The 22,014-nt window shown below is 54.0% G+C and carries 20 protein-coding genes and 1 tRNA gene; 11 read left to right on the top strand and 10 right to left on the bottom strand.

The features are described from left to right. Nucleotides 1-5: 5 nt before the first annotated feature. Complete coding sequence (locus JMF94_RS10515; RefSeq protein WP_240825050.1) at nucleotides 6-1,340, bottom strand: MFS transporter; 1,335 nt, start codon at nucleotides 1,338-1,340, stop codon at nucleotides 6-8. A gap of 330 nt (nucleotides 1,341-1,670) precedes the next feature. Here JMF94_RS10515 and JMF94_RS10510 point away from each other — a divergent pair, with 330 nt between their 5' ends. Together JMF94_RS10510 and tnpA are read left to right on the top strand one after the other, a co-directional pair. After that, nucleotides 1,671-3,203 carry an outer membrane homotrimeric porin gene (locus tag JMF94_RS10510; protein WP_240825049.1) on the top strand — a complete coding sequence of 511 codons (1,533 nt, stop codon included), beginning with the start codon at nucleotides 1,671-1,673 and terminating at the stop codon, nucleotides 3,201-3,203. 179 nt (nucleotides 3,204-3,382) lie between these two features. Then, the gene (tnpA, locus tag JMF94_RS10505; protein ID WP_240825048.1) at nucleotides 3,383-3,835 is read left to right on the top strand and encodes an IS200/IS605 family transposase; all 453 of its coding nucleotides are present in this window, start codon (nucleotides 3,383-3,385) and stop codon (nucleotides 3,833-3,835) included. Nucleotides 3,836-4,211: 376 nt separating this feature from the next. On the opposite strand, the gene JMF94_RS10500 is transcribed toward tnpA, so the two are convergent. Continuing rightward, the gene (locus JMF94_RS10500; protein ID WP_240825047.1) at nucleotides 4,212-5,660 is read right to left on the bottom strand and encodes an aryl-sulfate sulfotransferase; all 1,449 of its coding nucleotides are present in this window, start codon (nucleotides 5,658-5,660) and stop codon (nucleotides 4,212-4,214) included. A gap of 298 nt (nucleotides 5,661-5,958) precedes the next feature. On the opposite strand from JMF94_RS10500, the gene JMF94_RS10495 reads away from it, so the two are divergent. The 3 genes from JMF94_RS10495 (at nucleotide 5,959) to JMF94_RS10485 (ending at nucleotide 10,443) form a co-directional block, all read left to right on the top strand. Further along, nucleotides 5,959-6,627: a Crp/Fnr family transcriptional regulator gene (locus JMF94_RS10495; RefSeq protein WP_240825046.1), complete on the top strand. Its 669-nt coding sequence runs from the start codon at nucleotides 5,959-5,961 to the stop codon at nucleotides 6,625-6,627. A 372-nt stretch (nucleotides 6,628-6,999) separates the two neighbouring features. Continuing rightward, on the top strand, nucleotides 7,000-9,879 hold the full coding sequence (locus JMF94_RS10490; protein ID WP_240825045.1) for a response regulator: 2,880 nt from the start codon (nucleotides 7,000-7,002) through the stop codon (nucleotides 9,877-9,879). A gap of 84 nt (nucleotides 9,880-9,963) precedes the next feature. Beyond that, nucleotides 9,964-10,443, top strand: a complete 480-nt coding sequence (locus JMF94_RS10485) for a cupin domain-containing protein (protein WP_240825044.1) — start codon at nucleotides 9,964-9,966, stop codon at nucleotides 10,441-10,443. Nucleotides 10,444-10,526: 83 nt separating this feature from the next. On the opposite strand, the gene JMF94_RS10480 is transcribed toward JMF94_RS10485, so the two are convergent. Beyond that, on the bottom strand, nucleotides 10,527-10,955 hold the full coding sequence (locus JMF94_RS10480) for a DUF302 domain-containing protein (RefSeq protein ID WP_240825043.1): 429 nt from the start codon (nucleotides 10,953-10,955) through the stop codon (nucleotides 10,527-10,529). 375 nt (nucleotides 10,956-11,330) lie between these two features. After that, nucleotides 11,331-11,783, bottom strand: a complete 453-nt coding sequence (locus JMF94_RS10475) for a hypothetical protein (RefSeq protein ID WP_240825042.1) — start codon at nucleotides 11,781-11,783, stop codon at nucleotides 11,331-11,333. 13 nt (nucleotides 11,784-11,796) lie between these two features. Between JMF94_RS10475 and JMF94_RS10470 the strand changes: the two genes are divergently transcribed. The 5 genes from JMF94_RS10470 to JMF94_RS10450 are packed head-to-tail and all read left to right on the top strand — an operon-like array spanning nucleotide 11,797 to nucleotide 17,740. After that, nucleotides 11,797-13,872, top strand: coding sequence for a TonB-dependent receptor (locus JMF94_RS10470; protein WP_240825041.1), 2,076 nt, complete (start codon nucleotides 11,797-11,799; stop codon nucleotides 13,870-13,872). 57 nt (nucleotides 13,873-13,929) lie between these two features. Continuing rightward, nucleotides 13,930-14,958 (top strand): ABC transporter substrate-binding protein, encoded by a 1,029-nt coding sequence (locus JMF94_RS10465; protein WP_240825040.1) that lies wholly within the window; start codon nucleotides 13,930-13,932, stop codon nucleotides 14,956-14,958. After that, nucleotides 14,945-15,958, top strand: coding sequence for an iron ABC transporter permease (locus tag JMF94_RS10460; RefSeq protein ID WP_240825039.1), 1,014 nt, complete (start codon nucleotides 14,945-14,947; stop codon nucleotides 15,956-15,958). Before JMF94_RS10465 ends, JMF94_RS10460 begins: the two co-directional genes overlap by 14 nt. Beyond that, nucleotides 15,951-16,709 (top strand): ABC transporter ATP-binding protein, encoded by a 759-nt coding sequence (locus JMF94_RS10455; RefSeq protein WP_240825038.1) that lies wholly within the window; start codon nucleotides 15,951-15,953, stop codon nucleotides 16,707-16,709. The genes JMF94_RS10460 and JMF94_RS10455 overlap by 8 nt, the downstream gene beginning before the upstream one ends. Beyond that, nucleotides 16,706-17,740, top strand: a complete 1,035-nt coding sequence (locus tag JMF94_RS10450) for an energy transducer TonB (protein ID WP_240825037.1) — start codon at nucleotides 16,706-16,708, stop codon at nucleotides 17,738-17,740. Before JMF94_RS10455 ends, JMF94_RS10450 begins: the two co-directional genes overlap by 4 nt. Before the next feature lie 33 nt (nucleotides 17,741-17,773). On the opposite strand, the gene JMF94_RS10445 is transcribed toward JMF94_RS10450, so the two are convergent. From JMF94_RS10445 to JMF94_RS10435, 3 genes are read right to left on the bottom strand one after another with little or no spacing between them, the layout of a single operon-like run. Then, a complete protein-coding gene (locus JMF94_RS10445) occupies nucleotides 17,774-18,595 on the bottom strand; it encodes a class I SAM-dependent methyltransferase (protein ID WP_240825036.1) in 822 nt (273 codons plus the stop codon). Continuing rightward, the gene (locus tag JMF94_RS10440) at nucleotides 18,592-19,365 is read right to left on the bottom strand and encodes a DUF364 domain-containing protein (protein WP_240825035.1); all 774 of its coding nucleotides are present in this window, start codon (nucleotides 19,363-19,365) and stop codon (nucleotides 18,592-18,594) included. The genes JMF94_RS10445 and JMF94_RS10440 overlap by 4 nt, the downstream gene beginning before the upstream one ends. Beyond that, nucleotides 19,358-19,927 (bottom strand): FmdE family protein, encoded by a 570-nt coding sequence (locus JMF94_RS10435; protein ID WP_240825034.1) that lies wholly within the window; start codon nucleotides 19,925-19,927, stop codon nucleotides 19,358-19,360. Before JMF94_RS10435 ends, JMF94_RS10440 begins: the two co-directional genes overlap by 8 nt. A 354-nt stretch (nucleotides 19,928-20,281) precedes the next feature. On the opposite strand from JMF94_RS10435, the gene JMF94_RS10430 reads away from it, so the two are divergent. Continuing rightward, entirely contained in the window at nucleotides 20,282-20,446 is a 165-nt protein-coding gene (locus JMF94_RS10430; protein WP_240825033.1) for a chaperone protein, read from the top strand. Between the two features lie 319 nt (nucleotides 20,447-20,765). On the opposite strand, the gene JMF94_RS10425 is transcribed toward JMF94_RS10430, so the two are convergent. The 3 genes from JMF94_RS10425 to JMF94_RS10415 form a co-directional block, all read right to left on the bottom strand. Continuing rightward, nucleotides 20,766-21,224: a hypothetical protein gene (locus JMF94_RS10425; RefSeq protein WP_240825032.1), complete on the bottom strand. Its 459-nt coding sequence runs from the start codon at nucleotides 21,222-21,224 to the stop codon at nucleotides 20,766-20,768. Nucleotides 21,225-21,466: 242 nt separating this feature from the next. Further along, nucleotides 21,467-21,542 (bottom strand) — tRNA-Thr (locus JMF94_RS10420). A 57-nt stretch (nucleotides 21,543-21,599) separates the two neighbouring features. Next, on the bottom strand, nucleotides 21,600-21,980 hold the full coding sequence (locus tag JMF94_RS10415) for a hypothetical protein (protein WP_306666374.1): 381 nt from the start codon (nucleotides 21,978-21,980) through the stop codon (nucleotides 21,600-21,602). Nucleotides 21,981-22,014 lie beyond the last annotated feature (34 nt).

Below are 22,014 nucleotides of genomic sequence, written 5' to 3'. Positions count from 1 at the left end.
GGAGGTTAGGCAATGTCTTCGAGCGACTTGCCACCCGTGCGCGCACCCCATACGCCAACGATAAAGGCGGGGATGATGCACAGCATGCTGAAAATATAAAACACTCCGTCAAAGCTGTATGCTGCATAGACAACAGGAATGAGAGGTTGTGAGAAAGCAACGGCCAGACGCCCAATTGAGGAATGGAAGCCAGTGGCGGTGTTGCGCAGGTGGGTGGGGTAGGATTCCGCCGTGTAGGAAAATACGGTGAAACCCATGCCCATCACAAAGGCCGTAAGCACAGCGCCGGTAAGCACCACTGCCCAGTATTGGCTTAAATTGCCGAAGATGGGGGCAAGCACGGCCATCACAAGCAGCATGATGACAATGGGAATCTTGCGCCCCCCCTTGTCGGTAAAGGCGCTGGAGGCAAACAGTCCAAGTGGTACGCCAATGGAAATGAGCGTGGTGGCCATAAGTGTATCTTCAAGCGGGAAACCGTGGGCCTTGAGCAGGGTGGCAGTCCAGTTGGTGACCACAAAGGTGGCGGGGTTGGTGCAAACCACCAGCAGAAGAATAACCAGAGTACGCTTGAGGTATTTGGAGCTGCACATGCCAAGCAGCACTTCCTTGAGCGGGGGCTTCTGGGTCAGGCATTTGCTGGCCGCATCGGCAAGGTCGATGTCCCTGCCAGTGAGGTCTTTCATCACGGCTTCCGCTTCGGCAATGCGACCACGGGCCACGAGCCAGCGGGGGGACTCATCAAGGTAGCGCCAGGCGATGATAAGAGCGATGTAGCCAACGCCGCCCATATAGAAGATGTAGCGCCAGGCTTCTTCGTGCAGGGGAATGATCAGGCGGCAGAGCATACCAACGACCGGCACGGCGCAAAAACCAACGCCCGCGATCATGTTTTGCCATTTGCCACGGCTCTCGGCCGGGGCCATTTCTGCAATATATGCCTGCGAGCAGACCATGAGGCAGAACACGCCAAAGCCCGTCAGGGCGCGTGATGCCACAAATACGTGGAAGCTGTCTGTAAGGCCGTTGATGATAGAGGCAGTGGAAAACAGAGTGATGGCAATGAGAAAGGTTTTGCGCCGTCCGATGATGTCCGAGATAAATCCGCCGACAAATCCGCCGAGGGTCATGGAGGCAAAATACCAGAAGGTCACGGTTCCGATGTCCTTCATGGTCAGCCCCCAGTTGTGCATCAGCGCCGGGGCAATAAAGCCGAAATTCCAGTTATCCATCTGTTCGCAGAAGTACGCGACCATGATGATAAAGAACACTGCCTTGTGGCGTCCTGTAACAGCAAGGCCGTCAAAGTAGTTATTGCTGATGCGCGGCGAATCCTGCATTACGCCTCTCCTTTTCATTGTCTGCCATTTTGCATTTTTTGTGAAAAAAATCATCCACTGCCGTATTGGTTCAAAAAACTAGGCCAGCAGTGGTGCTGGTGACGTTGTTGTGGCAACCTTTTCTGAATATTTTTTTCACATTTATAAAAATATTATTTTAAAATAGTATGTTGGGCTATTTTTAAGAGGCGATGTCTGTTGATTGTGAAAAAATAAACTTTTTTCAAAAAACGTTGTTGCGGCAACGGTGCAGGCCCTCGGAAAGCGCCATTACAGAGCATTACTGGAAGAGGTTTCTGTATGGTTGAACCAACTTGCACAGGAGGAATGATGAAAGCTGTTCGCAACAACGTACTGGGAGTGTTGCTTGCCGGGGGCTTGCTGCTTGCGCCGGAAGCGGCCGAGGCGGTTGATTTCAAGGTCAAGGGGGCATTTGACGTAAGCTTTGAAGCGTCCAATGTCATGCCGCGCGGGATTAAAGGGAGCGACACCTTTGGCGCGATTGAACGCTTGCGCACCCAGATAGACGCCATTGCCAGCGAAAACGTGTCCGGCAGCCTGATGTTCACTGTAGGCACTGGCACCATGAACTGGGGAAAATCCGGTGACGGCGCATCTCTTGGGGCGGACAGTTCAAAAAATCTTGGCGTCCGGCATGCGTACATTGACTGGCTCGTGCCCAAGACAGATGTAAAAGTGCGTATGGGCATGCAGCCACAGCTTCTGCCCGGTTATGTGACTGGCTGGAGCGCAGTGTACGGCCAGTATTCCACGGGTGTGACCGTCAGTTCTCCCCTGATGAGCAGCGGCGATTACAAGCTGGGGCTGACGGGCTTCTGGGCGCGGCCTTATAACGACAATTCGGAAGTTACGCAAAACGGGCAGACGCAGAAAAACTACCTTGATAACCTTGATCTGCTGGCGCTGACCTTGCCGATCACCGGCAACGGCCTGAAAATAACCCCCTGGGGTATGTACGGCCTCATTGGCGAAAACAGCCTGCGTGGCATCAACAACAATACCGATCAGCGCGAACCTGCCATTTACGCCCCGCGCGGCGGGCTTATGCCTGTGCTTGGCAGCGGCGGCAACTACTTCAGCACGTTTGAAAAAAAGTATCGCAACGCAAACAATACCTGGGGCAATGGCTTCTGGGGCGGCCTGACCTCTGACGTTACGGCTTTTGAGCCTTTTGATATCGCGGCGGAGTTCACCTATGGCCGCGTGGATATGGGCGAGCTGAAAGATTACACTCAGTTCAGCTCCACCCGTCAGGCCAAGACTTTTGATCTCGTACGCCAGGGCTGGTACGCGGCCTTGCGTGTGGATTACAAATGCGACTGGGGCGTCCCGGGCATCACCGCCTGGTACGGCAGCGGCGACGACAGCAACCCCTACAACGGTTCGGAGCGTCTGCCTGTGTTCAACTCCCCCTGGCCGGTCACGCCTCTGGGTTTTGGCGGGGGATTCTTTGATCTCAATACATGGAAGGTCCTCGGGCACAACCCCGGCGGTCTGGCTGGCGTTGTGGGCACCATCAAGGATGTCAGCTTTATTGACGACCTTAGCCACACCTTCAAGCTCGCGTATTTTCATGGCACCAACAGTGCGGAAATGCCCCGCAAGGCCAATATGACGAGCTATCCCAGCAGGGCCGACGGCCCCATGGCCTACCTCACCACCACCGACCATGCCTGGGAAGGCAGCGTGTCCAATACCTACAAGATTTACGACAACCTCCTGATGAATGTGGAAGCCGCGTATGTGAACCTGCATCTTGACGGCAGCACGTGGCGTGGCGTGGAAGATTCGCAGTATCGGGATAACTGGCGCGTTTCGCTGTCCTTCCGTTACCAGTTCTGATTTTTTGCGGCCCTTGGGCTGATGCGGCGGGGGAGCTTGCTCTCCCGCCTTTTTTATGGACGAAAACTCCCCGCTAAGCGGGGAGTTTCAAAAAGGCGAAGCCTATCCCCATCAAAAAGCAGCTCTCCTTTGCTACAAGAAAGATGTCCTGACTTTCAGTGTAGCAAAGGAGAGCAACAATGGATGATCAAAGTTTAGAGCACACACGGTGGAATTGCAAATATCACATTGTATTCGCGCCAAAGTTTCGTCGTAAAATCATATACGGGAAGTACAAGAAAGAGATTGGCGTGATTTTGCGAAAGCTGTGTGAATATAAACATCTTGAGATATTAGAAGTACATGCCTGCATAGATCATATACACATGTGTATCAAGATACCGCCGAAGTATAGTGTGGCACAAATAATGGGGTATTTAAAAGGGAAGAGCGCGTTAATGATATTCGAGCAGTTTTCAAACTTGAAGTACAAGTTCGGAAACCGCCATTTCTGGTGCAAAGGCTATTTTGTCAGTATCGTGGGAGTAAATGAGGCAACCATAGTGAAATACATTCGAGAGCAAGAAACGCGAGACAAAATAGCCGATCAACATAGTCTTTTTGAGCACAAAGACCCATTTATGGGTCGCTAGGAAAAACGGCGAAAGTCAGGACACGCCTCCTTAAGGGGGCAGTCGAATAACAGGCCCTTATAGGGCCTAATCAAACCGCCCCTTGAAGGGGCGGTGCTGATTTATGGCGAAAAATCGTGAGGATAAGATTTGTTGTGGGGGCTCCCTTAAAATTTTTACCTTGTCCTGCGTTGTTGCGGGCTGCCTTCTGATCTGAAATTAGGGGCGGAAGCTGGCTTGCCGGTGATATTGACCCCGCGCAAGAGGTGTCCTCATTCTGCAAGAGGCACTTGTCTGCATCATGAGGAACAGGCTTTGAGTGGGGCTTCATCCATAAACGGACAGAGGCCCCGCCCGAAGACGGAGCCCCTGCAAGGAAGGTATGGCGAACCGTTGTCTATTCCGTGGCAGCCACGCAGTGTCCTGCGCCGCTGTAGTACCCGATGGTGCCTTCAACCTTGACTTCGGACATTGCCCCAAACGGGGCCGCGCCGGGTACGCGGAAGGTTTTGACTTCCAGAGGTTCAATGGCTTTTTCTTCCGGCACATCTGCCTGCGGCACCCAGGAGTAGGGGAGGCGATAGGCGCGGTACACCCAGTTCATGGGCAGGCTGATATGGCCCTTGTAGGGGCAGATGTATTCCCACACGATTTCGTGTTCTGCCGTCACTTCAAAAACGCGGCCGTCAGAACCTTCGCAAATAAGCGTGTTGCCGTTGGGCAGGCGCTGGGCAGAGCTGATGAAGGGGCTGTAAAAACGGCTGGCGTCCAGAGGCACGAGGAAGCCTGCTTCGTGCGGCGTGTACTGCCACACAATCTTGCGGGCCACGGGGTCTATTTCGAGCACGCGGGAGTAGTCGCGCTGGGCAGCCTTGACGCCCTTAAGCGCGCCGGGATTGGGGTTGCCGTAGCCGCCCCAGCCGCCGTTGTCGTATACCAGAATATTGCCCTCGCCGGGCAAACCACGGGGGATCATGTGCGCGTGGTGCTGACCAATGATCCAGCCAATGGCCTTGTCTTCGGGGCTGCGGTCATAGTCCGGGCCAAGCTGCCAGACAATCTTGCCGGTTTTTTTGTCCAGAATGAGAATAATGTTGGTTTCGCGGCCATCAATGATGATGTTGTCGGGGTGGAAGCGGGCATCGCCAGCCTCAAACCATTTGTTGGGGCCAAGGGTGGACATGGAGTTGACGTGCATCCAGTCGCCCACGCCGGGGGCGTCTTCCATGAGGGTGCCACCACGGTAGTTGGGGTCGCGGCACATGGCGTTGAGTGCGGCCTCGGTGAAGCCCATTTCTTCAGCATGGTCAGAGCAGTTCCATTCCCACACGATGTCGCCGTCCCAGGTGACTTCGTAGATTACGTCGTCAACCAGCGTTTTGTCGCTGATGTAGGGCTGCACAGTGTTTTTATGGCAAAGCACCAGTGTGTTGCCGGAGTCGATCTTGGGTTCCTGGCCGGGGGCGTAATAGCCTGTGGAGCTGCCTTCGCGCTGAAAATCGTGGTGCTGGCGAGCCATCCACTGAGCCTTCTGGCCGGGATCTTCCACAAATTCGGCGCGGTCGAACTTCCATACAATTTTTCCGTCCCAGTCGATCTGCACAAGATCAAGCTGATCCTGGAGGCCGTGCTTGGGGTGGCGGGTGCCGGTGCTGCCCATGAGCATGCCGCCGGGGAACATCTTGTTGGGAAAGCCGTGAACGTCCTTCCATATGCGGATTTCATGACCGTTCATACCAAGAAGCAGAGCACCGTTGTCCGGTGCCTGAATGATGGTGAATCCACTCCAGGCTTTTTCCGGGTTATAAACCGTTACGCCTGTGGGATAGATAGTCGGGTGTCCCATGACAACCTCCTCGGGTGGGCTGAATGTGCTTACATTGAACCGTTGAAGGCTTTCCGGCAAGCAGTGCAACAACACGCAATGCCGAAGTGAAAGTCTCACGATGGCTGGTCAGTGCCCTGAGGCCTTTGACCGTGTACGCTGGAATGCTGCCACAAGATAAATGGTCAAAACGTTGTCCTTGCAACATAATTCACAAAAAGGGTACTGTAGGTTCCAAAACAGCATGTGAAACGCTGGCATGATAGAGGCCGGAATTTCGCTTTCTGCCTTGAATTCATCACTTCCCAGGGAGGCTGACGTGTCATTTACTGAATTACTCAGACAAAATGAGTGTTGGCGAAGCGTGGCGCTGACAAAGCCGCGTCTGTTTCGTAAGGGGCATAAATTTTATGACAATCAGCCAGAAATGTACTTTCTGGTGAGTGGCAGGGTTCGCCTGATGGCTCTGGCCCCCGATGGAAGTGAAAAAACGCTCTGGTACCTTGGCGATGGCTCATGCTTTAATGAAACACCAATGTTTATGGACGGGGATAAGAGCATAGCCACAGGGCAAGGCGAGGTGCGTTTTTTTCACGATTGTGCAGAAGACTGCTATATCTGCACATTTACCAGAGAAGATGTACATCGTTTGGGTATGGAAAATCCTGAACTGTTTTTTAATCTTTGCAAAAGCTACAGTGTAAAAGTTACCTTGTTGTCAAAAAATGCTGTTTCACTATGTATGGAATCGCACCTTACACGCATCTGCAAGTTTTTGGCTTCACGGATTGTGCCGGGCTCAGAACCGCTGCGGGCCAAACGCGATATTTCTTACCGAGATATGGCTGATCTGCTCGGCATGCACCGCATCACCCTATACAAGGTCATGCGGCAGGCGCAGGAGCGGGGTCTGTTTTCTTTTGACAAAAACAGCGATGAAATCTTTATTCTCAAGCCGGACGAGTTTTACAAAGAGGCGCGTATGTAGATGGATTGTCCCACAGCCTTTTGCGGTGCATTTTAGCATTGTTTGCATACTACTGTTTTTTTGTATGGCGCAATGCGGAATGATAAGAAAAATGGCAGCATGCGTAGGTGTATTGCAGGTGTTTGAATGCCTGCAACATCTGGAATGCGCACGAGTGTTGAAAAATTAAACAAATTAACATATTATAATATCAGAATAAACAGTTTTATGTGTGAAGCGCGCAACCTGTGGTAGCTGGACTTAGCCTCTGGATGCATCTACTATAAATTCAAGATGTAATCAGATGCCACGAGGTGCGCAGCGCGCACGGCAGGCACCCTTACGCAGATTCCTTGTTTTTTATAACTGGGCTTGCGACGCAGGGGTGAATAGATGCAATCACTGCTACCCACTGTGAAACTGCCGAAGATCAGTTTTCATCATCCATCTATCCTGCGCATTGCTGCAATGTGGCTGGTTGGCATGGGCTGCGCCCTGTTGCTGGCTTCTGACGTCAGTTTTTTCACTCTCACGGCAAGCGCAGCTACGGCCAATGCGCAGGGCATGCAGCCAGCAAGGCAAATGGCCAAGCCGCAAACAGCTGAGCACAAGGCCGTGCTCATTCTCTCCGGATCGCAATACGGCCTGCCTGTTACAGACAACATGGCTGCCGGAACAGTTGAAGTCCTCAGGGAAAAAGGTCTGAGTTTCAACGATATATACGTTGAAATGCTCGATCTTGTCCGTAACAACAGCAAATATTGGCGTTCCAGGCTTGCATCCGTATTGCAGGAAAAGATTGTCCAGGCAGACATAGGCCTTGTGGTAGTGCAAAATCAGGCTGCACTGGAATTTTTTGCATATGAGTGCGCTGGCATGGTGCCTTTTGATGTGCCCGTGCTGGCAACCCAGATATCGAATCCTGCGGTATTGTGGCGCGGTCGCCCGCACTCTGTTTTGTATGTGGGCAGTCGCTGGGATATTGCCGGAACACTCCGCTACGGGCTCGATCTTTTTCCGCAAACGCGTCAGCTGGTTGTAGTTGCCGGAGCATACAATAAACAGTCTTTGTTCCATACTCAGGTGGTTTCGGCCCTGGCCGCATTGCCGGAAAATATTGAGATGGAGGATACTGCGGCACTGCCCTACGCGGAAATGCTGGAGCGGATTTCGTCATTGCCGCCCAATACCCTCGTCTTGCTTGGAACTTATTACAAAGACAGTACCGGGCGCAGTTTTGTTCCCGCCGAGGTGGCCGCTGATGTTGCCAGGCTGGCAAACGCGCCCGTGTTGGCGCTGTATGATGCGCATGTCCTCCAGGGGGCAACGGGGGGGTCTGTCGTAATGACCACAGAGGTCGGGCGGCAAGTCGGCAAAGTCGGTTTTGAGTTCCTGACCGGAATCCGCAAAATTGATGCCGACAACACCGATGCCGCAGTGCTGCCGCAGCCCATGTTTGACTGGGTTCAGTTGCTGCGTTGGGGGGCCGACACTACCAGGTTACCCCCTGATTCCATAGTATTGAACCGCCCGCGAACCATTTGGAGCGAATACCGCAATTCAGTAATTGCCGCAGCGGCAGCCATTGCCATTTTAGCTGCTTTGGCCATAGCCCTGGCAATGCAGAGCCAAAAGCGCAAAAGGGCGGAGCAGGCCACTGCCGCACTTAATGATCAACTTGAGGAGCAGGTTGCCAGCCGTTCAGCCGAGCTTGCCGCGCGTACAGCCGTGTTGCAGACCATATACGACTGCGCCAGCTCCGGCATAGCGCTGATCTCCGACCGTAAATTTATTCGCGGCAACCGCAGAATGCACGAAATGTTTGGCTGGCCAGATGGCGAGATGATCGGCAAGTCCGTAAGAATATGGTATGTTGACAACGAGGCGTACCTTGATGCGGGCAAAATCCATTACGAGCGGATATGGAACGGTGAAACCTTTTGCAGGGAAGAAGAACTGGTGCGCCGCGATGGAAGCCGTTTTTGGGCGCGTTTGACGGGCACGGCGGTTGATCCGGCTGACCCCTCCAAGGGGATAGTGTCTGTTATTGACGACATCACAAATGAACGCCTGGCAATGGCGCAGATGACCCTGTCCCGTGAGCAGGCCGAAGCTGCCAATGCCGCCAAGAGCGTCTTTTTGGCAAGCATGAGCCACGAAATCCGTACGCCGTTGAACGCCATAATCGGGCTTGCCCACCTTTTGCGGAAAAGAACGCAGGATAAGGATACAACGGAAAAGCTGGAGCGCGTTCAGGCATCAGGCAGGCATCTTCTCCGCCTTATCAATGATATTCTTGATTTTTCAAAGATTGAAGCAGGCAAGCTGATTATTGTTGCGGAACCTATGGATATAAGGGCCATCTCCGACAATGTGGTGTCAATCATGGCAGAAAGCGCTTCTGCCAAGGGCTTACAGCTGCATGTGGAGTCTGATCCTGTGCCCTGGGCGCTCAAGGGCGATGCCTTGCGCGTTACGCAGGCATTGCTCAATCTGGTGAGCAATGCCATCAAGTTCACGCACTCGGGCAGTGTTACCATCCGCACCCTGATGGACGCGGAAATGGAATCAAGCGTGAGACTCCGCTTTGAGGTGACAGATACCGGCATTGGCTTTGCCGAGGTGCAACTGCCAAACCTGTTTGCTCCCTTTGAGCAGGCTGATTCTTCCATGTCCAAGCGTTTTGGCGGCACAGGCCTGGGCTTGCCCATTACCAGAAAACTGGCAGAACTCATGGGCGGGCAGGCCGGGGCCCATAGCACATTGGGGCAGGGCAGCACCTTTTGGTTTACGGCGGTTTTTGACAAAGCTGAAGACGCCAGCCTTGTTAAGGCCAGGGAGCAGATCAAGGATGCCTGCAAGGAAATTTCAGTAAATTTTGCAGGCAGCCGTATTTTGCTTGTGGAAGATAATGAAATAAATATGATTGTTGCAACAGAAACACTGGCAGAGGCCCTCCTTGAAGTGGAGGTTGCGCGTGACGGGCTGGAAGCCCTCGCCAAGGTGCGCCAAACCAGCCCCGGCTACTATGCCCTGGTGCTGATGGATATGCAGATGCCTAATATGGACGGTCTGGAGGCGACACGCGAGCTTAGAAAAATGCCGACCGCTCAGCATCTGCCCATCATTGCCATGACGGCCAATGCATTTAATGAAGATCGCGACCGCTGCTTTGCTGCGGGAATGAATGATTTTATTGCCAAGCCGGTGGAACCGGATCAGATGTTTGCAACCATTTTGCGCTGGCTGCGGCGGGTGCAAAATATAGGGTGATGTAGAAACGTAACTGCCTGTATAAGCTAAAATATTTTGATATATTCCCCCATTTTTATAAAACGGCGCCGTGCAGGAGAAGTCATGCTTAAAAAAAATTACGCCCTCGCGATGGCCGCAGGCATTGCCATTTTTGCTGCGGGTTTCTGGGCGGGCGGAAGAAACGCGGTGCTGTTTGAGATTGGTCAGGCTGTTGCCGCAGCGGCCCCAGCCACTGGCGTGACCAAAACGGTGCTGTTTGAAGCCGATCGCTCGTGGGATGGAACGCCCTATGGCGCATACCCGGCCGGGAATGCGGACATCAAGATTGTAAAAATTGTGATTCCCCCCAATTCTCGGTTGGGCAGCCACACCCATCCCATGCCGAACATTGCCTACGTGCGTGCGGGCGCGCTGACAGTAAAAAGCGAGGTGGACGGTCTGGAGCGGCAGTTGAAGCAGGGGGACTTTCTGGCGGAGATGGTCAATAAGCCGCACTATGGCTATACGGGCGATGAGGGCGTGGAGCTCTTTCTTGTCTACTGCGGGGTGACTGGGCAGGAGTTGTCAGTCAGCACAAAATAGCACCTTTCTTTGGCGCAAAGACTTGTGAGGCGAGCCGGGATATTTCCGGCCCGCCTTTTTTATGGCGTACCCGCCGCAATTTTCTACTGGTTTCCAGTATCAGGCTGCTGTTGAGCCGCCTCATGGGTGAGTCGCTCCAACAATTTCTGTATTTTTTGCGCAACGTCTGTGTTTTTAACAATTCCGTGGCGACTCGCTATCCATGCGGGATCGTTCCAAAGCAAGCAAACCCCCTGGGGCGTCTCCACCGCCAAAATGCGCAAGGGCAGATCAAGGGCTGCCTCCGGGGCTTCAAGCATGAGGGCTGTGCCCACAGCCGGATTGCCAAAGGTAATTACGCGTGCGCCAGCCATATCAAGGCCTGCCTCCACGGCATTCTGTTTATGATCTATGGTAGAGAAAACAGGAATTTTTGCACTCTCGATGGCGCTCAGCAAGCGCTTCCAGACAGTTTCAAGGTCATCTTGAGGGTCTGCCTGAACACGCTGCAGGCCAGTATCAGGGGTGTTCATAACTACTCCTGCTGTGGGTGACAGGTTTATTTATCTGCGTTCAGGGTGCCAGCATTGCCCATCCGATCAGGTGTCCAAAGGGCTGGCGGGTGATGTGCCGCATGCCGCAGGGCACGGTAATAGGAAAAGACGAGGAAGATCAGGCATGCTCAGGATGCTACGTAGGAATTCCAGAGCCGAATGGCGGCAGATTCGCTGACTGACCACTGCAAGGGACAGTTCCCGCAGTCGCAATAGAGGCGGAAGATGTCGTGGGTTCTGCCTTCAGGTCTGGATGTTTGGAGCTTGGGGTAGTTGCCGCATTTTATACAGGGCCGAATCACGGGAAGGTTGTCTTTATTCATTGATAAAACATAGCCCTTGGCAGAGAGGCCGTCAAAGATTTGTTGCAATCAGATAAATGAAACTATGGATATTAATTAGCCTATTGATTTGTAATATTAAATTATCTGCGCCCCTCCCCACCATATACGCCAAGTGTAATTGCACTATTTCCCGGTGCAGAAAAGCCTCAGCATCAATTCCCATTCTGCGCTGTTGCAAGAACATTTCTCTTTTTTTCTCATCCAGAATTTTTGAAACCAGCATCTGTTGAGGAAGGCTGATGGGCCGTGCGGTTTTTCTGTTTTTTAACAGCAAGTTCAGCAAATTACCTGTTGCTGCCTGAAATATAAGGAGATCACTTCTAAAAGCTTTGCCAATAATCACGGTTCCCAATATATCGTGCCACCGTTGCCCCCCTTCAATCGGTTGTTTACACAATAAAATATTAATTATCAGAAGCAATTTTAAATAATTGGCAGGAAGAGGGCAGGGAAGACGATTCAAATCTGGAGGCGCAATGAAACAGTGGCAAAGGCACGCGGCGGTAATGGCTCTATTGGGGATCATAGGCAGCCCATGTGCTGCATCCGCCGGTAATGAAGGCAATGGCGAAGTTCAACTTTCTCCTCTGGAAATGGCAGCTTCCAAGGATACCATCGATCACATCACCCAGGTGGACATAGAGCGGAAAACCGCCAGAAACCTCTGGGAAGCCCTGCGCGGCGTGGAAGGCGTGAATCTGCAAACTTCCGCAGGTCGCAATGAGGGAACCATCAGCATTCGTGGCTCCAACCGTTATCAGGTGGGCCTGTATATTGACGATATCCCCGTTGCAACCGCGTATCGCAATGAATGGGATGCCAACAACATCCTGACCTATGGCCTTGAATCCATCGAAGTCTCCAAGGGCTACAGCTCGCCCTTGCTGATCAGCAACAACAACCTTGCGGGTGCAGTGAACCTGCGTACGGCAAAACCCAAAAAAGAGTTTGAAGCCACCGCCAAGTACATGAATTTTTTTGACCGCAACGTGCAGAATCAGGGTCAAATGGCTGCGGCAAGCGTGGGAACCAAGCAGGATCTCTACTACCTCAAGGGAACGTTCATATTCAACAACCAGAATTTCTTCACCTATCCTGCCAGTTTTGACTCAGCGCCCTATCAGCCGGGCAGCCGCGCGCGCAACTCGGACAATCAGACCCTCTCTGGCAACATCATTGGCGGATGGACGCCCAACGACGATGTGGATGTCATGGTGGGCTACACGCGACAGCATTTTCAGAAGGGCCAGCCCTTTGATGCCGCCCAGACCCGAACGGGCGACTCGACCACCTATCCTTACAAACGCTTTTGGGAATGGCCGGAATACGAAACCAGCCGTGTGTACGCCAATGGTAATTTCAACCTCAGCAGCAAGGCGCACCTGAAGGCTGTTGCCTATTACGACTGGCATCAGGACACTTCAAAAAGCTACACCGATGTGTCCATGACCAAGCGGGACTCCGCAGACAAGACGTATGACCAGTTCACCACCGGCGGGCAGCTGACGTTTGACTATACCTTCAACCCTGCCAACAAGATCGCCCTTTCCGCTGGTTATCGTCTTCTTTCTCACAAAGAATATAATGACTACAGCGTGTTTGACGATACAGGCGTGAAGCCGAAGCTCAAGAAAAAGGCCGCAGATGTAGGGTCGCAGCTGGATGAGCACATCACGGAAACCTACACCGATCTGGGCGCGGAATACACCCTTAAGCCCGTGGACAAACTTACTCTGGTCTTCGGCAGCAGTCTCAGCACCATGGTTCCGCAGACCCTTGAAAGCCGCGATCACACCACGGGCGACATGAACTCCTACAAGGACGGGCTGAGCGACCCCAAGACCTTGTTCAACTATCAGGTCGGGGCCTTCTATGATCTGACGGAACACCATGAAGTGTTCGCTACCTTTGCCAAAAAATCACGTTTTGCCACCATGCGCGAGCGGTACATGCGCACGAATGGCACTCCGGCCAATCCTGATCTTAACCCCGAACAGGCCTATCATTATGAACTGGGCTACAAGGGTATTTTTGGCGACTGGCTCAAGCTCAACAGCAGCGTGTACTACAGCGATGTGACAGACCTGATCACCTCGCAGGGTACTTCTGGCAACATGTCGTTCTCCAACCTGAACCGGGCCACCTTCTACGGTTACGAACTGGGCGCGGAAGCTGTGTTCAACCAGTATGTGAGCGTGGGGGCTGTGTTCAACTACATGCACTGGAACAACTGCACCAACGACGACAAGCTTACCCAGTTGCCCGAGCTTACAAGCACCCTGTACAGCGTCATTACGCCTGTGGAAGGATTTTCAATTATTCCGCAGGTCAACATGAGCAGCGGCTTCTACTGGAACAGTGCTCCTTACGATACGTATTACCGCAAGGCTCCCGGCTTCACCACCGTGGATCTCAAGGCTGTTTACGATATCAACAAGAACTTTTCCGTGGAAGCTGGCGTGAAGAACATGTTTGATCAGGAATATGCGTACAGCGCATATTATCCAGAGCCTGGCCGCAGCTTCTTCATGGGTGTTACCGCGACCTTCTAATACCTCAATCTTAATCGGGTGGGGCCGCCCGCAGGCGGCCCCACTTGGGGCAACATCATGCAGATCCGCCGTACATTTCTGATTTGGGCAGCACTTACGCTTGCGGCTTTTTTGTCCTGTTCCGGCGGCGCACGAGCGGCAGAGTCCGCCACCAGCGGCGATGCCAGAAGCGTCTATTGCCCCACACCTCCCTCGGCCTTCACGCTCTACGCCTTTGCGCCGGAGCTGCTTGCAGCCTGGAACACCCCTCTGCGGGATTATGAAAAAAAATTTATTCCCCCCCAGTATCACGATCTGCCCATCCTGGGTGGCTGGTATGGGCAGGGCTTTATTCCTGACAGGGAAATGCTGCTGGCAAGCGGCATCAAAAAAGCTTTTTACCTTTCCATGAGCATGCACGACCGTTTACCCATAGAGCAGACCCTGACCAGCCTCGGCATGCAGGTATCCACCGCTCCGGGCGGCAGCATGAAGGATATGGCGGCCTGCTTTCTGACAATGGGGCGGCTGTATAATCGCGAACAGCGCGGGCAGAGCCTCGCGGCGTATGCTGATGCAACGCTGAACCGCGTGGCTGCGGCCATGAAAAATCTGCCCCCGGATCGGCGCACGCGGGTGTATGTAGCGCTGGAGGCCAACGGGCTTGCATCTGTTTGTAAGGATTCCGTTCGTTCAGAGGTGCTTGAAGCCGCAGGCGCGGACAGTGTGCACATGTGTCCACCCGGCACGGAAAACGCTCAGCTCAAGGTCACGTTTGAACAGGTCATGGCCTACAATCCGGATGTTGTGCTGGTATTCCACCCCAATCTTATGCGCCGCATACGCACAGACCCCCAATGGTCGGCCTTGCCTGCGGTGCAGGCGGGCAGGGTCTATTTTATCCCGCGCGGTCCCTTCAGCTGGATAGAGCGTCCTGCAACCTATATGCGGCTTATGGGCGTGCAATGGCTGGCAAATCTGCTGCACCCAGATCTGTACGCTGCGGATATCAAGGCAGAGAGCCGCCGATTCATGAAACTGTTTTTTAATCTGGATCTGAGCGATGCGCAGATAAACGAGCTTTTTGAACCTTATGGCACGTTCTGAAAAAATTTTGCTCTGGCTGGGGGTGCTGCTGGTTGCCGCAGTGCTGCTCTCGCTGCACATGGGCCGCTACCCCTTGGACATGAGCGCGCTTTGCCGCGCGCTTGCCGATGCATGGTCGGGAAACACTCTCAGCCCGGATCAAAGGCAGGTGCTGTTTCTGTTTTTTAATCTGCGGCTGCCGCGCATTGTCACGGCTCTGCTGGTGGGTGCAAGCCTTGCGGTATCTGGCAGCGTGTATCAGGCCATGTTTCAGAATCCGCTGGTGTCGCCCGGTATTCTGGGTGTGCAGCATGGGGCGGCCTTTGGCGGAGCAGTGGGCATCCTGGCTTTTTCATCCATGGCGGCCACACAGGTACTGGCCTTTATTGGCGGCGCGCTGGGCGTTGGTCTTGCCCTGTTTTTTTCCATGCTCTACCCAAAGGCGCGTTTTCTTGCCCTGCTCATCGGCGGCATGGTGAGCAGCTCCTTTTTTGTGGCCCTGACCTCGCTTGTGCAGTACGTGGCAGACCCCAACAGGCAGTTGCCCGAAATTGTGTTCTGGCTCATGGGTTCGCTTTCGCGCACAGAGCCGCGTCACCTTGTATGGGGCGGGCCGCTCATGCTCGGCGCGCTGGCCTTTATCTGCCTTAACGGCAAGATCGTGAACGCGCTTTCCATGGGCGACGACGAGGCCATGGCCTTGGGTGTGAACAGCATGCGTATGAAGATGCAACTGATTGCGGCGGCAACGCTGGCGTGCTCGTTGACTGTTGTCATGGCGGGCGTCATCAACTGGGTTGGCCTTGTCATTCCGCACGTGATGCGTTTTATCTGCGGGCCGGACAATCGCCTGGGCCTGCTGAATTCAGCCTTGGGCGGCGCGCTTTTTATTCTGCTGACGGATTCGTTTATCCGCACGATCTGGACTGTGGAACTGCCGCTGGGCATCGCCACGTCAATCATTCTGTTGCCGCTGTTTGCCTTTAGCCTGTGGTACGACTGGAAGAGACGCTATGATTGAAGTGCGTGACCTCACCCTTGGCTATTTTGATGCACCGCCTGTGCTACAGCAGGTTTCTCTGCGCGTGGGCAAGGGAGAAGTGGTGAACGTGCTTGGCCCCAACGGTTGCGGCAAAACAACGCTGCTCCGGGCCATTCTGGGATTTTTGCCCGTGCCGCTCCGCAGCGTTTTTCTGGAAGGCCGCCCGCAGGAAGAAATCTCGCGGCGGGATATTGCGCGCACACTGGCCTATGTGCCCCAGATGCATACGGGCGTTTTTGCCTATCAGGTTCTTGATGTGGTGCTTATGGGGCGCACAGCCCGCAGCCCCTGGCTCAGGTTTTCCGCAGATGATGTGGACAGGGCCATGAACGCTCTGGAGCAGGTGCGCATGACAAGCTGCGCGCGCAAATCCTATCTGGAGCTATCCGGCGGGCAAAGGCAGCTTGTGCTTATTGCGCGGGCCTTGTGCCAGGGGTGCTCGGCCCTTGTCATGGATGAGCCTGTCACCGGGCTGGATTACGGCAACCAGTTCCATCTGCTGGAGTTGATTGGCAAGCTTTCCGGCTCCGGGCCGGCGATCATGCTGACCACCCACCACCCCGAACAGGCGGTGTATCTGGGCGGGCGGGCCATACTGCTCAAGGCGGGGCATGTTGTTGCAGATGGCCCGGTTTCCACCACTGTTACCGCCCAACAGATCAAGGAACTGTACAACCTCCCCCCCAGGGCTCAGCGCTGGATGCACCTTGCAGAACCGGATGCGCCATGAGTATGGAACCCGCAGCCGACAGGCAAATTTTTGCCGCTCCCTGTCTTGAGGAGCCGCCAGCAAAGCCGCGCACCAGAGGCCCGTGGTTTTTTGCGGCCTCTTTTGCGGCGCATCTTGCGGTGCTGGGCATGCTCTGGTTTTTGGGCAGCCTGTTGCCGCCCACGGGCAATGGAGATTTTGGCGGGGTGGTGATTACCCTGACTTACGGCGAGCCCGGTTCCGGCACAACCGGAGAGCCAGCCGGTGCTGGCGGCGGTGGCACCCAGACGGAACAGAATGCAGCATCGCAGGTGGATGTGGCGGCACCTGCCGCAGAGGCGGCAGCCGCTCAAAAAGAAACAAGCCCAGCCCCCCAAGAGCAGAAAAAATCCGCCGAACCCACCGTGACAGATTCCCAATCTCCCCTTGCTATACCCCGGCTCGCTGAAAAGACGGCCGCAAAGGAAAAGCCGCAGCCCGCCAAGATCGACAAAGCCACAAAAGCCGCACCCCGCAAGGAACATAATGTTCAGCACCGGGAGCAGGCAGGCAGCAATACGACAGCCAAAGTCGCCGACCTGAAACCGAGTACCACGACTGCTGGCGCAAGTTCAGGCGCACGTGCTGGCGTAGACTCAGGCGCTGGCAGCGGCGCAAGCCAGAGCAAGCTGCAAGGCCAAGGGTTGGCAATGGCAGAGGGATCAGGGCAGGGGCGCGGCAGCGGCAGCAACGGTCAGGGCAACGGGGCTGCCAGCGAAGAGCAGGGGGATGCCGGGGGCTACCTGAAGGGCAATTACGAATACATCAAAAAGCGCATCCGCAAATATCTGGAATACAGCCCGCAAGCCAAACGAATGGGTATTCAGGGGCTTGTGTATGTGGCCTTTACCATCACCAGGGACGGCTCGGCGCAAAATGTGGAGCTGCGCACCAGCAGCGGTTTTGATTCGCTGGACGAATCGGCGTTGGAAGCCGTGCATCGGGCATCGCCCTTTGCGCCGCCGCCGCATGCCGCCCGTGTGGTTGTTCCCATCCAGTTCAGCCTCAAATAGCAAAAGGCCCGGCCAGTGGCCGGGCGCTGTGAGCTATATTTTCCAGAACATGACGGCCAGCTTTGATTCCACCTTTTCCTGAATAATCCCGTTGCGACAGAGGCTTGCCAGCTTTTTGCGCATTTCGGCTTTCAGACTGTCAGAAACTGTCATCATGCTGCTGAAATAATTGAGGTGCATCAACTCTGCATCCTCAAAGGTCGTTTCGCTTTCCCACGCTCGGTCAAAGTATTCCACCTCAGGGTAAAAACCCATCAGAAACAGCATGTTGAAAGCGCAAAAAAAACTGCGGGCAATGCGGGCTTTCTGTTCATCCCAGTCGAGCAGGCTCTTGAGCTGATCCCTGACAGAATGGCGCATTTCCACATGCGTGATCATGCAGCAGGCGCGGCTGGAGGCGGCAATCATCTTTTCCAGCGTTGCGCGGTTGTTGATAGCTGGCGTGCGCGATGCCAGAACCAGATCAAATTGTCTGCGCCAGCCCATGTTGTCGATGTCTGCCGTCTGCCAGTCCAGAACGCGAAAGCTGACATTGGGGCAGTTGTCTTCAATGGCATTGCCCTTTGCCAGATCAATCATACGGGGCGCAAGGTCAAAGCCTTCCACCCGCCCTACCAGCGGGGCCATTTCAAGACTTTGCGCACCGGGTCCGCAGCCGATATCCAGCACCGCGCTGTTGTGGTCAAGGCCAGCCTTGCGCGCAAGATGTTCCATCAGGCGCTGGCGGTGTTCGTCTGCAGTTTTGCGACGGATGCGCTTGTTGAACGATGGCGCGCGCTTGTTCCAGAATTCCTGCGCGTCCTTGCGGTCTGGCTGGTAATCGACCCAAAGCTGATCAAAGGATTCAATATTCACTGGGCACCGCCGGGCAGCAGATTTACCTTGAGGCCCCCACTGGCAAAAATGGCCTCGCAGTTGTTGTCTTTAAGGGCGCGGGCCACGCCAGCGGCATTTTCCACCACCAGGCCGGAAAGCGAAGCAAAACCGTGCCGGAACAGCAGGGGATGCATGGGCGTACTTGGCCCGACCATGAAAACCTTGGCCTTCTGGGTCAGTTCCAGCAGGCGGGTGATGGTTTTGTTGATAAATGTTGTGCCCGTGACAAAAACAATATCCTGCTCCGGCAGAATATATTCCGCTGCGGCGTCGGGCAGGTCGCCGGGCTGTGGATTGCGCTCAAGAATGCACATGTCGCAGTGCTGGCGCAGCATGCGCAAACCGGGAAAATGCCCGATCACCGCAACCTTTTTGCCTGCGGATTCTGCACGAAAAAATTTGAAGGCATCTCCGGGCATGCGATTTATGCCGGGCTGAATGGGGCTTTCTGGCCGCAGGGCCAAGGTGTTGTTAGCAGCATTCAGGGCCGCAAGACCAATGGAGGCCTGATTGAAATCCCACGACTTGAGACGTTCAGCCACCTTCCGCAAGGGCTGGCCGACAATTTCATATGGTGAGAGCGCGGAATCCTGCGCGCCCGGCATGGTCGGGAAATGCTGGGCCATGCCCACGCCCCCGGCGTCCGATTCCACCATCAGCCAGTGATCGCCGTAAACAAAGGATTTAACCAGTTCGGTTGACGGAACGGAATCAATAAGTTCGTCATACAAATGCCAACGATTATGCATGGCTGCCCCCAAGCGGGCTGTAATATGCGCCATTGAGGCATGCCCGGCAGTATGTTTTGCCATCCTGCACAATTTCCTTGCAATCCAGCACATCCTCGCCACAGACGCAACAGGTCGCAATGCGCGCGGGCGGGCCGGGCAACTCGCCCTCCGGCATGGCGATACTCACAGGCTGGCAGGAAAAAATGTCGTTGTCGTCGTAGCCTTCCCAAAAGGAGAGCTGGGCGGCTTTATCCGCATGGTGGGGCGGCCTGTCGGAGGTGATGACGCTGACGCGCACGGCCTTACCTGTTTTCAAATCCAGAAAGGACATGGCTGTTTTTCCGTAGCTGTACATCTTGACCCGCCTGCGGCCCACAGTCACACCAGTAACCACGTAGGAAGCATCTGCGACGCAGCGGTCTGTCTCCAGAAAAATGACAAGATCTCGCATGTCATCTTGCGGCGACATTCCAAGGGCTTTGAGCGCCATCAGGGTCATGCGGATGCCCAGAATCTGCCCGCTGCAAATGTGACCGTGATACTGTTCCGCTTTTTCAAGGTAAGGTCTTATATCTTGCATTATTTTTATGTGTAAGAGTGTTTGTATGTTCAAATGCGTACATTTTATTATATGTCCGCACGCTGGTTGTCATTCTGGTAGCTGTTTCAACAAAAGCGTGAACATTGCGCAGTAGCAAAAGTGCAGGCTGCGGCAGGAGGTACGTGCGCAGAAAGCCGGAGGGGCAGGCCCGGGCGGATGAAACGGGAGGGGCGGGAGCTGGCGGTGGGTATACGTGCACTGCCTGACGGGCGCGCCAAAGTTTGCGCGGTATGCTGCCGCTGCGGGTATCCGGGCTGGAACTGTCGGCTTGTGCCCTTGACACTGGGGTGCTAGTAGTAATGTATAGCATAACTCCAGAAAGGGGGACTCATTATGGCCCAGAAAACGAGAGTTGATGACTACACCACCTGCCCGGCTTGTCAGGGTAAGGGAAAAGACGATGCTGGCACAAAGTGTTTTGAGTGCAACGGAACAGGTAAAAAGCAACATGCCTGCACTGTTCCCGAAGGCCCCGAACATGAAGGCGTTTGCGACTAGCACCGAGCGGCCCCATTAACGAACATAACTTGCCTCCTGATCAAACCTGCGCGGCAGACAGAAATCAGGATGATACAAATGATCGGCTTTCTCCTTGGCGGGGAAAGCCGATCATGTTTTTTGGGGGGGGCAACGATCGAGTGCAAGAATTAACACCCCGCATGCATCGGAGCCGGGGCGCATTTGGTAGGTTAAATATATTACGGTAATGCTCTCAATCCGTTTTTATTTTGTCTGACCAAGTGTAGCAAAGGCCAAAAAGAGAGCCTGAAGTGACCTAGGAAGACTACAACCTACTAATTATTAAGAAAATTGTAGTCTAAAATATTGGATTGGTTTCTGCTAGCTGCGGACAGAGATGTTCATGGATTCGGCGTATTCCTTCCTCATTAATGATTTTAAAACGACCGCTGGAGTTGTCGTCTCGAGCCAGCAGTGCCCAAATTTCATCAGGGCCTTGAAAGACGGCCCCATTTATATATTGAGAGGCTGTGAGCCAGTTGACATTGGGCCTGTGGTGGTCATTTCCATCTTGCCAAGTTCGCCATGAGAGGTCTATCAGGAGCCGTTCAGCCCTTTGGGTTGTTGTTATTACAGCCCATTGACTGATGCCATCCCGATGACCAATACAAACAAAGGGGCGACTTTCATTTGTTAAAGTATTTTGTGCTCCATAGTTCCGCTGAAGTTCTCTTATCGGCGGCATATTTTCGTTGATCTCCCTACCAATAAAACTGTTCACGATACCAACCTCGATGTCACTTGCTCTCATTGGCATGATCCGCCCTCCATGTTTTTGGTGTAGAGCCTGTTTTTGTTTGCACCGTGCTAGAAATTAAGCATGATATCCTATAAGGCAAGCTGTGCACCGAGGGAAATGACATGTTGCCCTTATGGATGAGTTTTCTAGCTTGTACAGTTAGTAGGGATCGAGGAGCCGTGTTAGTGGGGGCCATGTAATTCCCTTTGAAGCTCCAACAAAAAAGCCCTCGCGGTTTTCACCGTGAGGGCTAAATTCTGTGGAGCCAGCTAAGAGACTTGAACTCTTGACCTGCTGATTACGAATCAGCTGCTCTACCAACTGAGCTAAGCTGGCAACCGACATGAAGTGCCAAAAAACAGGGCCTTTGTCAAGCGGATAGGTCTGTTCGGCTTACGCGCATTCCACCACGAGGGGGATAACGTGCAGCTCGCGGTTCACTTCTTCCGTGTGGCCCAGCTTCCACTTGGTGGATTCCGCAGGCCAGCCGAGGTGGGAGGCGACATCACGCGCAACGCCAGCCACATTCAGGATGGGGTGCCGCTGGAAAACCTGAGGCAGTCCATAGGTCAGGTTGCAGGCAAGGCACTTGCCGGGGCGCTGGCGCAGTTCAAAGGCCAGCTTGGCCTTTTGCGGCTCAACGCTGCGGCAAACCAGGCCGATGTCGTAAGCGCCTTCTTCAGCGCCGCCAAAGAGCGCGTCAAAAAATTCATCTGCACGGCCAGCGGGAAAAATCTTGTCCAAAAAGGTCTGATCCAGGTTCTGCATGGTCATAAACATCCTCTGTCATTACATGAGCGGTGTTTGT

Origin of the sequence: Desulfovibrio sp. UIB00 (assembly GCF_022508225.1) — a bacterium.
Taxonomy (GTDB): Bacteria; Desulfobacterota; Desulfovibrionia; order Desulfovibrionales; family Desulfovibrionaceae; genus Desulfovibrio.
The sequence above is the reverse complement of the archived record's forward strand: the minus strand, read 5'-3'. Positions and strand labels throughout refer to the sequence as shown.